We start from the raw sequence: 14341 nt of genomic DNA, 5'->3' as shown, positions 1-14341 counted from the left end.
TGACGGCTGGATATGTGGCTCAAATCATATATAGATATGAATAAATCTGGAATTATTGCCGTTGAATCACTGATTTATTCCCAATCCTATTATCGGTGAAATTACTATTCCCCATGTAAATACATATAAAAATCACTCTATTAGCTTCAATTAAATTTTCTCAAGTCTGTGGATAACCGATGTACTAAGAGACATAATTTATGGCAAGTTATATCTATACAAGCTTGGATAATCCAATCATCATCGAGTGCATTTATCGCTATGTGAACTAGCGGATGACTAAAAGTTTAGCTATCTAAATACAGCAATTACTGGCTGGCAATAAATTTCAAAATTATCTTACTTATGCATAGAAGTAAGGTAATAGCGTTTAAATATTCAATATCGTAGTAAACACTATGAAAATTCGCCAAATTTCCACTTTTTTGTGCCTATCTTTTGGAACATTATTAAGTTTGTCTCCATCTGTTAAGGCTGCAACTTTTCAGAGTAATTTCACTACAGCCCTCACAGGTGCAGATGCTTCTAAAGGTGATATTCTGCTAAACTCTATTACTCAGAATGGAATTACATTTAGCAACTTCAATTTTGTCACTAGTGCTAGCATCTTAGAGAACGATGCCTACACTGGCGGTAATACAGGTGCAGCTAGTACAGATAAAGGCGATAAAGCTAATTCTCCTTTTCTTACTCAAGAAGACTTGAAAGCGGGTAATGCAAGTGATGGAGCTAAAGTTGCTGCTTTCTTAGGTAACAACAATTTAAACAATATTATTGATACCGAAGACACTGGTAAGTTCAAAATCAACTTAAAGTTCGGTTCTAATATCAGCCAAGACAATACTGGACTAGATAACTTGTTCTTTTGGGAACGAGGTAAGAACAGTAAATTAAAAATTCAAGCACTTGATGCTAATAACACAGTAATTGGTACAGCAATTACATTAGATTCAGCCACTTTTGGCGATGCAGGCTTCCAAATTGACACTATGGAAATTGGTGGCAATCAACAAGTAGGTTCATGGGGTGTCAAACTGCAACAGTTAGGTGTTACTTCTCTAAGTGGTATTCAACTGACAGCAGAAGCCAGTTTTAACGGCCCCGATTTTAAATTATTGGCCAGAAGCAGCCAGATATCACCAGAAAAAGTGCCTGAACCCAGTACAACAGCATCTCTAGGTTTATTGGCAGTGATTGCAGCCCAAACACTGAGAAAAAAAGCAACCTTTATGGTTTAAATAATACTCTCTTTTTTTTGATGCCGATGATGTACCGGATACTGTAAATCCAAAAATAGACGTAAATATTGCTACTTAAAAATTTTAGTTATAGTATCCGGTACATTTTGTAATATTCTTAAGTGACCTCCTATAATCCTGATTTATCTATCTTTTAGGTCAGGATTATTTGTTGACTTTATGATAACTACGAGTAGTCCAATCCAATAAACCGTGTTTTTTACTAGTATTAATGTATAAATATTCTAGCTATTTATACGGTCATAAAATTATGAGAGCCCGACAATCACCGTATGCTTGCTGAGGTAGCTGGTATTTAAAGTGTAATATTATCGGTTCATGAAGAAAACTGGTGCAAACATTAAATTAGTCAAGAGTCTCACGACTTTTGACTAACCTTTATTTGTGTAAATTGATGAAGCTACTTTGGAAATTAGTAAAACTAGCTCAAGCAGCTAGAGTTAGTGTCTACGTTCTAAAATGAAGAATATTCAAATAAATAGAGGATGTTATGGCTGCTAAGGTAGAAATTTATACTTGGAGAACTTGTCCATTTTGTATCCGTGCTAAAAACTTGCTGAATACAAAGGGGGTGAATTTTGTCGAATACAGCATTGACGGAGATGAGGACGCAAGAGAGAAAATGGCACAAAGAGCAAATGGAAGACGCTCTTTGCCTCAAATTTTTATCAATGACAATCATGTTGGCGGTTGCGATGATATTCACGCGTTAGACAGGCAAGGAAAGCTAGATGAATTACTGGCCGCTACTAGCCTCTAGATGCAGAAAATCTGGCAATTATGCTTTGTTGGTAACATCAGCAAGTGTCAATCAGTCAGAACATCAGGGGATAATTTAAATTGAACACCATTAAATTTCCTGGTGCTTGAGGCAAAAAGCGTGAAACTAGCTTTTATTATTGATCCCATCCATCAGCTTGATCCATGTCATGACACCAGTGTTGCCATGATGGAAGCAGCACAGATCCTTGGACACGAAGTGTGGATAACACAGGCAAATCTGTTGAGTGTCGTAGAAGGTAAAGCCTGGGCTATTTTACAACGGGTAGAATTAATACCAGTCGAGTTGGTAGAAGGACGTTATTTTGCAGCTAATCCTTGGTACAAGTTGAGCGCAGGCCAACGGGCTTTTGCTTGCTTAGAAACAATGGATGCTGTTTTGATGCGGACAGATCCACCAGTAAATGATGCTTACCTTTTTGCCACCTACGTTCTGGACTATATTGATCAAAACAAAACCCTAGTAATTAATAGTCCTAATGGTATTCGAGGAGCAAACGAAAAAATGTATGCTCTTCAATTTACCGATGTTATTCCAGAAACGATTGTGAGTGCTGATAAGCAGGTCATTCGAGAATTTGTGGATGCAAAAGGTGCTGCTGTTCTCAAACCACTGGGTAACAAAGCTGGGGAAGGGATTTTATTTTTACAATCAGGCGATCGCAATTTCAACTCAATTGTTGAACTCAGTACTTTTCAAGGTCGAGTACCTGTGATGGTACAAACCTACTTACCAGAAGCCAAAGACGGAGATAAGAGAATTATTTTACTCAATGGAGAACCAATAGGTGCGCTGAATCGCCTTTCTAGTGGCAGCGACTTTCGTAATAATATGGCGGCAGGCGGGACAGTTGCTCAAACCACAATTACCCCAAGAGAGCAGGAAATCTGTACCCAAGTAGCTGAAAAATTACGCCAAGACGGATTAATTTTTGTAGGAATTGATGTTATTGGTGGTTACCTTACGGAAGTTAACGTTACTAGCCCAACTGGAATTCGTGAAATCGACAGATTAGATCACACTCACCTAGGAAGAGATGTCATTCAATGGATTGAACAGACTCTAAAAAGTAAAAAAGAAAAATAATTTACCTTATCTGTTTTTTAGAATTATCTTTTACGGGAAGCTTACACTTATGTAATTTACCTGACAATCTAGCGAACCTAGACAAGCAAGTATTGCTGTAATTGAACTAGTCTTCCCGTTTTCCAGACAGATGCTGATGAAGCGATAAGCACGCAGCAAGATTCTTCAACACTCTAAATTTCTGTGCTTTTTCCTAAAATACTAGTGGACATGAGAGTCAACAGACTCCTGCCCAAGTTAATTGTTTGCGGCTAACGTTATGCAGTTTAGTTATCAATTGGCGATATTTCCGAGATGCACAACGAACTAGCGAATTCCCCCATGTAGGAAACTCAAAACTTAGCAGATTGTATACAGGAACCAGGTAAACCCGGAATTCCCATTTCATCTCAAATCCAAACTGTTAGCATCACTTAATTTTTGGGTGGGTTACGTCGCCTTTGCAGAAAATCAGGAATATCTAATATTGGTTTGTCTTTGGGTTCTGCAATTGGGGTTGGGGGAGTAGGATTGGCAGTAGGTTGTTGTGCTACAGGCCTTCTAGGTGGAGGCGTTGTTACCCTAGTGTTAGCGGCATTTTGCTGTGGCGCTGCTTGTGGTTCACCTGTAAAGCCAGTTGCAATGACAGTAATTCGCACTTCTCCTTGGAGGCGATCGTCAATCACTGCACCAAAAATAATATTGGCGTTGGGATCAACCACTTCATAGATAGTTTCTGCGGCCGCATTAACTTCATGTAAGGTAAGGTCGCTACCACCAGTAATGTTAAAGACAACTCCTCTAGCGCCTTCAATTGAACATTCTAGTAATGGAGAAGAAATAGCTGCGATCGCAGCTTCTCTGGCTCTGGATTTTCCTGAACTTACGCCTATACCCATCAATGCCGATCCCGCATCTGCCATCACAGCTCGCACATCAGCGAAGTCAACGTTGACTAAACCAGGTATGGTGATGATATCGGATATACCTTGTACCCCTTGACGCAGTACATCGTCGGCATAACGAAAAGCTTCCTGTACAGGGGTTTGTTCGGGGATCACTTCCAACAACTTATTGTTAGGAATAATAATTAAAGTGTCTACCCGGCTTTTTAAACCTTCAATACCTTGTTCTGCTTGGCTGGTACGACGGCGACCCTCAAAGACAAAGGGACGTGTGACCACACCAACTGTAAGCGCGCCCATTTCTTTAGCAACTTCAGCCACAATTGGTGCAGCACCTGTTCCTGTGCCTCCTCCCATACCAGCAGTGATAAATACTAAGTCAGCACCTTCTAAAGCTGTGGCAATTTCGTCTCTTGATTCCTCAGCTGCCTTTTGACCAATAGCAGGATTACCACCGGCACCTAAACCCCTTGTCAGTTTTTGTCCTATTTGCAAGCGACTAGGAGCACCTGCCAATGTTAAAGCTTGTGCATCAGTGTTGATTGACCAAAATTCCACGCCACTGACATCAGACTCAATCATGCGGTTGACGGCATTACCACCACCGCCTCCTACACCAATCACTTTGATGTTAGCAACCCTACCAGGAACGATCTCGCCGATGCGGTTGCTTTCAGCAGTAATCTTTTTACCGTCATTATTTTGACTGAAGTTTAGCCCAGAGTGATTAAAAGGATTGGTGGAGTTTACAGCCAGTGAGAACCCTGACTGTCCCACTGACTGGGAGTTTTTATAGGTAAGCCCTTGGTTATTATCAAGTGTCATTGGATTTGTGAAAGGTAGATAAACGACTTTTTCAGGTGTTACTCACCTAAGAGTCAACTATAGTTTGACACTGCTACAGATATGGCAGTGTTCTTTATTGTTCTCACTACTTCCAACCCTAACAGGATTGTCAGTGCGAAATTTCGCTACGGCATCAGCCAAGAACGCAGCCGATCGCACAACTAGTTCTAAAGAAGTATACCTATATTTACTTAAAAATGATCTGTATAACTTCAACCAGAGATTTGGATCTCTACTTTGCTGCTGCCGATTTGTTGGGGGATTTCTTTGGCATTTAATATGTTCTTCCTTAATTACTACTAATGATTTTGATGAGTCATTAATTTTACAACTTACAGTATTGATTTTTTTTTCCTTAATCGCCACTATTACAAGGTTAATTTTGTATATTTTATAATTTTTCTCCAAAGAAAAATACTTAGGAAAGAGATTATTCTTGTTGTTAAATTTAGCCCCTATATATAAATTATGGTAATCAAAGATACTGTTTATCTCAGCATAAATACTTTTATACCAAAAATTACACTCGGATAGCACAACTTGTAAGGATGCACCATAGCGCGTCCGATCTCTTTCCATAATATAGTTAATAGGTTTCACCATTGGGAATGATTGCACCTTATGACACAAAATTTGCCCTGTACTTACTTATTTTGAAGTTAGGGGCAGAGAAGAAATTGCTGGTCAATTTATGGAAAACTGAAATTGATTAGCTATTTGCTCTGTTTTAACGGACTATTGGTTGGAGAAATATTCTACCCTATAGAATCCTTACTGGTGTCGTCCATATATATCTAGGTGTACTAAATTAGCTTCGTAGCTTAGAAGAGTTAGGGTAGAGACAGATACTGGTTTTTGCTGGGAAAATTTTACTTTATGTAAAAATTGCCTGAACATAAGATGGTTGACACAGCCAAAGCCATGATTAGCGTTCTCAAGTATTGCGCTCAATCGTGAGATGCTAGGGTAACAATTGTGTTGCCTTTAGTCCTAAAGCAGGCTTTGTGAGTAATGGTCTCATTTTAAAGAGAAGTTTACGCCTATTTTGTGACTATTACTCGAAATATAAAAAAATAGTAAATAATTTTTTATCATAAAACTTTGTTAATTTACTAAAAGCCTTATATATATTAAACATGTTAAATATTTCTAAGGATTACGAACATTAATTTTCTGATTTTTTTGGTTCAATTGTACTAATGGGGCTTCAGGATTTTGCAAATCAATGTATTCTATTTGACTTGAATTTAACTTGCTAGATAAATGGCGCATTTGGGCAAGGATCTTAATTTGTTCAGATAGCTGGGGACTTGGTGGGCCGAGATATACATTGCCTAGTTCTGTTTTCAAAATTAGATTTGTGGGATCTTGGCAATTAATTTCTTGAATTTTCACCAAACTTTGGTTCATAGATAGATACAGTTGATTCCAATAAGGAAGGTATTGTTCTGGTAACCCAATTACCTTGAGACTAGGTAATTTTCTTGTGGGATTCAGTGATGTGTATTTTTCTAGAGGTATCCAGACTCCGCTAGCATCTATTAAGCCAACAGATGCTTGCTTATTCGCACCTTCAGAATTTCCGCTTCTAGGTGTTTGAACTATAGCTACGGGTACTCTTTCGGTGATGTCAACAATCAGTCCAGGCGGGAATAGACGACGGCTGACGCTTGCTTGTGCAATAGTTGGTTGCCGTCTCAAAGAGTCGGCGATCGCTGACGGTTGAATCCGCCATAAAGATTGAGGATAAGATAATACCAACAGAGATTTAACTGTCTCTTCTGGGAGTAATTCATTACCTGATTTCATCACAATTTGTTTGGGTGTATTCAGTACCCAAACAGGCTGGATTGCCAACCACAATAAACAACCTGCCAAACTGGTAATGGCAAAGCTTCGCCAAATTGCCTGAATAATTTTCATATGCTGCTTACGCCGTAATCTTTTACGGCGCTGGGCTAAATCTGCACGGGAAAGTGATACTAGGTCAGCCATTAAAACCCCTTGCTGGTTCCAGTCCAAATTCTTTAGTACTTAGATCGTTAATTAATTTCAGTAAACTTTGGTGGCAGTTATTAGCCCCTTTTTTCCAGAATTTTTTCACTTTTTAGTAACACTTTACAGCAACCACAGGATGATTGTGGGGCAATATCTCTTCATTTAGCAGTTGGCGCTGTCTATTCTAGACCCAATGTCAATTTTTTACTGTAGGGTGATAGCCATTATCTGCCAAAAAAGCTACATCATTGGTATTGAAATATATAATGTTATATGTATATTGGCTGCAATATCTTCTCAGTATTTATACGCTTTACAAATGAGAGTAACAATCAAAATTCTTCTTAACCTTGATTAGGGCAAAATTCTCCATCGGACTGACAGTTCTAGGTAAATAGCGCTTTAATTATTACTAGGGTAAATCAAGAAATAAACAGACAATTTTTCTGTAAAAGTCACATTATATGGGCTACCTTGAAGGTTAACTTAGTGCTATTTGATCAACTCTTACGAGCTAGCTAAATATATAGTAGTAAGTGCCATTGAAAACATATAGACATCTGAGTTTTTTTTGCAGATAATTACAAAATGTTAACTTAGTTGTAAATAATCTTACGTATTACATTGACGGAAATAAAAATAAGTGATATGTGTACCATCCATAAGCAAACCTTCCATTTAGCTAAGAAAGTATTTTTTTTAACATCTTGATTAGCCGCTCAGGATTTGGCAACCTCAGGTAATGCCTATAGATTGTCAAAAGCTCAACACCAGCTGTAAAAAGGACAGAGATACTTAACGTATAAGGAAAAACTTAATCTCTGCCATTATACTGACAGATGTTTGCGGCATTGATTCTCCCTTTCAGGGCTGTCTGTGATCCGATACTAACTTGTATTCAATTAAGTACCTCTAAAAATTGATCGAGATTTTTGCATAGCAAAAGATACAAATAAAACTAGATCTGCATCTACATGAAAACAACATTAAATTTGTCACGTTTTTATAAAGCGTGTAACCCAAGCTACACATTAAATATGGGTGAGGTACTGGATAAGCAGTACTATATAGATTTCTCTGATGTCCGTGGTTGCAAAATTGTTGAAGAACTACAACGTACTATTACTCGCATTTCTCCAGATGAGCCGACTTGCCAATTGTTTACAGGTCATATTGGTTGCGGTAAATCTACAGAGTTACAGCGCCTCAAAGCAGAGCTAGAAGCCGCAGGATTTCATGTGGTTTATTTTGAGTCCAGCCAAGACCTAGATATGGCGGATATAGATGTTAGTGATATTTTGTTGAGTGTAGCTCGTCAAGTCAGTGTCAGTTTAGAAGGAATTGGAATTAAATTTAGACCAGGTTACTTTAGTAATTTATTTAAAGAAATCGGGGATTTTTTGCAAACCCCTATAGAGTTATCTGGGCAAGCAGAATTATCCTTGGGGATTGCCAAAATTACTGCCAAAACCAAAGATAGCGCCCAGACACGTAATCAATTAAGACAATACCTAGAGCCACGTACTAACAGTATTTTGCAAGCAATTAACGAGGAGATATTAGAAAAAGCTGTAGAACAGCTCAAGCAACGCGGTCAAAAGGGATTGGTCGTGATCGTTGATAACTTAGATAGGGTTGATATGCGCCCCGTTGCTTCTGGACGTACCCAACCCGAGTATCTTTTTATTGACCGAGGTGAGCAGTTACGCCGACTCAAATGCCACTTAGTTTACACTATTCCCCTAGCTTTAATTTTTTCTAATGAGTACGAAACTCTCAAAAATCGCTTAGGTGGAGGAATTGCACCCAAAGTATTACCGATGGTATTGGTGCGGAAAAGAGATGGTAGCGACTTTGAACCTGGGATGTCACTATTGCGCCAGTTAGTACTAGCACGAGCTTTTCCTGAAGTTAAGTGGGATGAAAGACCTTTATTAATCACAGATTTATTCGATCATCCCGAGACATTAGATCGAATTTGTCGTGTCAGTGGTGGTCACATTCGTAATTTATTGGGACTGCTTTATAGTTGCTTACAACGTCAAGATCCCCCATTTTCCAGAGAATGTTTAGAAGCTGTCATCAAAGACTACCGGGACGACCTGTTATTAGCTATTGATGAACATCAATGGAAATTACTATTTGAAGTAGTGCAGCAACAAAGCGTCAAAGGCGAATCCGACTATCAAAGTTTACTCAGAAGTATGTACTTGTTTGAATACCGCGATCCCCAAGGTCGCTGGTTTGGAATTAGTCCAGCATTAGCAGAAACCGAAAAAGTCCTTCTCTGGCAGCAAAATAAGTGAGCTATGCCAAATTAATTTAGAAAATTTGGCTATGGGAATCACACCTTCACCATATTTTTTACAAAATGCAAAACCAGTATCAAAAAATCTTCTTGCTGCTGCTTGATGTGTAATTTCTTATTTTTCCTATAAAGCCCGGTTTTTATTTATGACAAAGTGGCAATTCACAGCAGCTATAGTTAATGATAATCAACATGCTCTGCAAAGGATGATTCGGGCAATCAATCTTTCTAAAGGTCAATTTGCCCTAATTTTAGTCCGGTGTAATTATGGGCAATTACGTGAGCAAATGTTGGGTAATCTTCGCTTGCTGACTAAAGATATCAATATCAGAGAGATATTTCTCCAGCCATCAACTAATGCTTTACATACTCAAATAATTACAGAGCTATTTTTAGATCATCCTGTAGTTGTCAAAGATACCTTGCCATCGGCCGTGATGGTATTTGGACTAGAATCAATTATTGCTCTCGATAATTTTTTGGCTGGTGTCAACCAAGCACGAGATATTTATGCAGCTACGTTTCCCTTCCCATTAATATTTTGGCTACAAGATGAAGTAGCTTCTATGCTGTCAAGATTAGCGCCAGATTTCAAAAGCTGGGCAGCAACCACCATCAAGTTTGAACTAGCACAAGAATATTTAATAGCGCTAATCCGTCAGGAAACAGATTCTCTATTTGCTAAAGTTTTAGAAGCAGGTGCAGATAGATTTTTATCTAATGATGCTCTTGATTTAGCGCCAAAATCACAAAATCGTCGGGAAATTGAATCAGCTCGTAACGATTTGCTGCGTTTATATGGTGTGACATTAGATCCTGAATTAGAGGCAAGTTTAGAATTTGTCTTGGGACGTGATGAATATGCCAACGATCAAATTGATGATGCTTTAGCTCACTATCAAAAAAGCTTAGAGCTATGGCAGCAGGTGGGTTCAGGTGAAAGTGGATTTAGGGATTTAGAAGAGAATGTAGAAGTCTATTCTCCTTATCCGCCAATGCTACCATCCCCACCACTTCTAAGACAGGCTGTGGTGATATTTCACATCGGGTTGTGTTATCGACGCATGGCAGATTTATACCAAGGTGCAGATAGTAAGTACTGGCAAGATGCACTGTTGTGGTTTACAAAATGCTTGGAGGTATTGGAAGAGGCACAAAGACAAGACTTAGTTGCTAAATTCATTTTACCCGCTTGTGAAATGCTACAACGCTTACAAAGTTGGGAAGAATTAGAGCAATTAGCGAAAAAATCGTTGCGCTTGCATGAAACTTATGCCAATCCAGCACAAGTAGCACAAGATTACGCTTTTCTGGCAGATGTGGCAGCTTCAGAGTCAAACTGGGTATTAGCCCATGAATTAGCCAATACAGCACTTTCTATTGCTGAATTAGCGACAGAAGTGTCACGCAGGCAGGAAAGTTGGTATCTTTTATTGCTAGCACGTACACAGCGACATTTGGGTGAATGGCAAGAAGCTATCAATAACCTGGAATGGGCAAGAGTCGTTTGTGAGCTACAGTATGAGCCATTGCTGTATTTAGAAATTTTAGAGGAGTTGCGATCGCTCTACTTTGATGAGCGTCATGACTATACAGAAGCCTTTATTCTCAAGCAAGAAAAAATTCAAATCGAACACCAGTATCGTTTTCGTGCCTTTATTGGTGCCAGCCAATTACAACCACAGCGCTATAGAATTAACCCAGTTTTAGCGTCACAGAAAATACCATTTATTCCTGAAGAAGTGGCCCAAGAAATAGCTGCTTCTGGAAGACAACAAGATGTTAATCGTTTAATTGAACGGATTACGCGTGCTGATTACAAACTCACAGTCATTCATGGCCCATCTGGTGTAGGTAAAAGTTCTATTCTCAAAGCTGGTTTAGTACCAGCTTTAACGGGAAAAGCTATTGGTGAACGTATTGCTTTACCTATAGTTTTATCTGTGTATACAGATTGGGTGACAGCATTAGGACGCAATCTCAATCAAGTACTAGCACAGTCAGAAATATCTACTGCTGGAGAAATTACACCTACTATACTTATTGAAAAACTACGTTTAGTTTCTGAACGTAATCATACGATAGTCATTATTTTTGATCAGTTTGAAGAATTCTTCTTTATCAGTACATCTCCTGAGAAAAAAATCCAATTTTATAAATTTTTCAGTGAATGTTTAAATATCGGCTATGTCAAAATAATTTTGGCAATTCGCGAAGATTATTTACATTATTTATTAGAATTTGAGCGATTGAGCAAAGAAAATAGTGATGGTTTATATGATTTAGGTGTAATTAATAAAAATATTTTAGATAAAGATATTCGCTATTACTTAGGAAATTTTGATAGTGATGATGCAATTAATATCATTAAAAGTCTAACTCAACGCTCACATTATGAAATTAATGAAGAATTAATTCATCAGTTAGTCAAGGATTTAGCAGGAGAAATTAACGAAGTTCATCCGATTGAATTACAAATAGTTGGCGCTCAACTGCAAGCAGAAAATATTACAACGCTCGCACAATATAACCTGTGTGGTGGTTCAGCAAAATTAGTTGAACGCTGGCTAGAGGAAGTGATCAAAGATTGTGGGGAAGAAAACGAAGCGCTGAGTTGGAAATTATTATTTGAATTAACAGATGAAAAAGGGACTAGACCCCTCAAAACCAAAGCTGATTTAGCGGTTGCCCTGGAAAAGAATCAAAACGCAATATCTAATTTTAATTCAGAGTGGGAATTTATTTTAGAAATTTTGGTGGGGTCAGGATTGGTATTACGAGAGCCAGAAGAATTAGGCGATCGCTACCAGTTAGTTCACGATTATTTAGTTGAGCCGATCCGTCAAAAAAACGACTATGGCATGGTTGCCGAGTTAGAAAAAGTCAGATCGGAAAAAAATCGCGCTGAAGTAGCACAAAAACTCTCTCAAAAGCAACTGAATTTAGTTTTACAACGGCGACTGCGAGAAGCACGTCTAGCAGGTGTGGCTTTGGCAGCAATGGCAGGGACAATAGCAGTCTTATGGTGGCAAGCAGATTTACAAAAGAGAGTGGCCGAGCGGCAAGCATTAAGAGCTGAACGCAGCGAAACAAATTTCAAAATTAGCGCGATCGCAGCTTCTAGTGAAGCCTTATTTGCTTCTAATAAAGAGTTTGATGCCTTATTAGAGGGTTTGCGGGCTTGGAAAAAACTTAAGCAAGCAGATGATAGCATTCAAGCAGATACAAAGATGCGAGTTGTCACAGCCCTACAACAGGCTGTTTATGGCATCAAAGAGAAAAATCGCTTAGAGGGGCACGAAGATATTGTCTGGGGTGTGACTTTTAGCCCTGATGGTCAATTGTTGGCTTCCGGTAGTACAGATAAGACGGTAAAGTTGTGGCGACCTGACGGAACTTTACTACAAACTCTCAAAGGTCATAGTGATGGTGTTACTAGCATAAGTTTTAGTCCAAATGGTCAGACCTTAGCTTCTGCTAGTCTGGATAAAACCGTGCAAATTTGGCAGAGAAATGCGGATACAGGCTTGTTTGACCTACAGCCATACAAAACTCTACAAGGGCACGGGGAATCGATTTATAGCGTCAGTTTCAGCCCAGATGGTGAGACATTAGCTACTGGTAGTAAGGATGCCACAATTAAACTCTGGCGCAAGGATGGTACTTTATTAAAAATTCTGAAGGGACATCAGGGATGGGTTAACTGGGTAACCTTCAGTCCAGATGGAAAATTTATTGCTTCAGCAAGTGAAGACAAAACTGTCAAAATTTGGCGACGAGATGGCAGTTTAGTTACCACCTTGCAGGCACATCGCAAGGGTGTAACTGCTGTAGCTTTCAGCCCTAATGGTCAAGTACTGGTGTCCGGTGGTAGAGATCAAACGATACAACTTTGGCGCAGAGAGCGTAATAGTAACAAAAACAGCTTTGATTTTCGCCCCAGCAAAACCTTACTGGAGCATCACAAGACAATTTGGAGCCTGAATTTTAGTTCCGATAGTCAAAAATTCGCTTCTGGCAGTGACGATAACACCATCAATCTCTGGAGTGTCACAGGCACTCTACTAAATACTTTTAAGGGACACAGCGATACTGTTGCTAGTGTCGCTTTCAGCCCAGATAACAAACTCCTAGCATCAGCCAGTTATGATAAAAGCGTCAAGTTGTGGCGTTTAGATGACTCAACTATACCCATTCTCAAAGGTCATACTGCTAGAGTTTTAAGCGTAGTTTGGAGTCCAGATGGTCAAATGTTGGCTTCTGGCAGCAAAGATCATACAGTTAAACTTTGGAAACGTGAGACTAGAAATGGAGAGGTAGAAACTAGGCTTTATAAAACTCTGCTGGGTCACACAGATAAAGTTCCCAGTGTGAGTTTTGATCCCTTAGGTGAAATATTAGCATCAGCCAGTTACGACAAAACTGTCAAACTTTGGCGGCGTGATGGGACTTTAATCAAGACACTGCAAGGGCATACTGATAGCGTCATGAGCGTCAGTTTTAGTCCAGACGGACAGTTGTTAGCCTCAGCGAGTAAAGATAAGACAGTGAAACTTTGGCATCGTGATGGCCGCTTGCTGACAACTTTAGTAGGACATAAAGGTTGGGTGAATAGTGTCAATTTCAGCCCAGACGGTCAGCTGTTAGCGACTGCGAGTGACGACAAAACCATCAAACTCTGGCGCAAGGATGGGACGTTGTTGAAAAATTTTTCGCCTCAAGACAGCTGGGTTTTAGGTGTCAGCTTTAGCCCCACTGACCAGTTATTAGCTTCTGCTAGTTGGGATAATACTGTGAAGTTATGGCGGCGAGATGGGAAGTTATTGAAAACCATGTTAAAAGGTTATAGCGATAGCGTTAACGCTGTTACCTTCAGTCCCAATGGAGAATTACTTGCTGCTGCCAGCTGGGATAAAACAGTCAAACTCTGGAGCCGTGAGGGTAAACTAATAAAAACCCTCACTGGACATCAGAGTGCTGTATTAAGTGTCAGCTTTAGTCCTGATGGTCAAACATTGGCTTCTGCTAGTGATGACAACACGATCATGTTGTGGAATTTAAATCTTAATGACCTGCTGGTTCGTGGTTGCAGCTGGGTTGATGATTACCTGCAGCACAACCATAATGTTGATCCACGCGATCGCCTGCTTTGCGATGGCATTACCAACAGCAAATAACC

At 39.3% G+C, this 14341-nt stretch carries 8 protein-coding genes; 5 read left to right on the top strand and 3 right to left on the bottom strand.

What is annotated here, in order from left to right:
• Positions 1 to 398 precede the first annotated feature (398 nt).
• The 3 genes from AACU25_RS07095 to gshB all read left to right on the top strand — a co-directional run bounded on the left by AACU25_RS07095 (position 399) and on the right by gshB (position 3126).
• Positions 399 to 1238, top strand: coding sequence for an exosortase-dependent surface protein XDP2 (locus AACU25_RS07095; protein ID WP_096574525.1), 840 nt, complete (start codon positions 399 to 401; stop codon positions 1236 to 1238).
• 511 nt (positions 1239 to 1749) lie between these two features.
• Positions 1750 to 2019: a glutaredoxin 3 gene (gene grxC, locus AACU25_RS07090; RefSeq protein ID WP_096574524.1), complete on the top strand. Its 270-nt coding sequence runs from the start codon at positions 1750 to 1752 to the stop codon at positions 2017 to 2019.
• Between the two features lie 120 nt (positions 2020 to 2139).
• Entirely contained in the window at positions 2140 to 3126 is a 987-nt protein-coding gene (gshB, locus tag AACU25_RS07085) for a glutathione synthase (protein WP_096574523.1), read from the top strand.
• Positions 3127 to 3539: 413 nt separating this feature from the next.
• On the opposite strand, the gene ftsZ is transcribed toward gshB, so the two are convergent.
• The 3 genes from ftsZ to AACU25_RS07070 all read right to left on the bottom strand — a co-directional run bounded on the left by ftsZ (position 3540) and on the right by AACU25_RS07070 (position 6851).
• Positions 3540 to 4835, bottom strand: coding sequence for a cell division protein FtsZ (ftsZ, locus tag AACU25_RS07080; protein WP_096574522.1), 1296 nt, complete (start codon positions 4833 to 4835; stop codon positions 3540 to 3542).
• Between the two features lie 57 nt (positions 4836 to 4892).
• Positions 4893 to 5459: a hypothetical protein gene (locus AACU25_RS07075; RefSeq protein WP_199347170.1), complete on the bottom strand. Its 567-nt coding sequence runs from the start codon at positions 5457 to 5459 to the stop codon at positions 4893 to 4895.
• 546 nt (positions 5460 to 6005) lie between these two features.
• Positions 6006 to 6851 carry a cell division protein FtsQ/DivIB gene (locus tag AACU25_RS07070; protein ID WP_096574521.1) on the bottom strand — a complete coding sequence of 282 codons (846 nt, stop codon included), beginning with the start codon at positions 6849 to 6851 and terminating at the stop codon, positions 6006 to 6008.
• Positions 6852 to 7828: 977 nt separating this feature from the next.
• Here AACU25_RS07070 and AACU25_RS07065 point away from each other — a divergent pair.
• Positions 7829 to 9160: an ATP-binding protein gene (locus AACU25_RS07065; protein WP_096574520.1), complete on the top strand. Its 1332-nt coding sequence runs from the start codon at positions 7829 to 7831 to the stop codon at positions 9158 to 9160.
• 148 nt (positions 9161 to 9308) lie between these two features.
• Positions 9309 to 14339, top strand: a complete 5031-nt coding sequence (locus AACU25_RS07060) for a WD40 domain-containing protein (RefSeq protein WP_096574519.1) — start codon at positions 9309 to 9311, stop codon at positions 14337 to 14339.
• Positions 14340 to 14341 lie beyond the last annotated feature (2 nt).

It is taken from the genome of Tolypothrix tenuis PCC 7101 (genome assembly GCF_963874875.1).
Lineage (GTDB): Bacteria > Cyanobacteriota > Cyanobacteriia > Cyanobacteriales > Nostocaceae > Aulosira > Aulosira tenue.
Note: the sequence above shows the minus strand (reverse complement) of the source record. Positions and strands in the feature narration are given on the sequence as shown.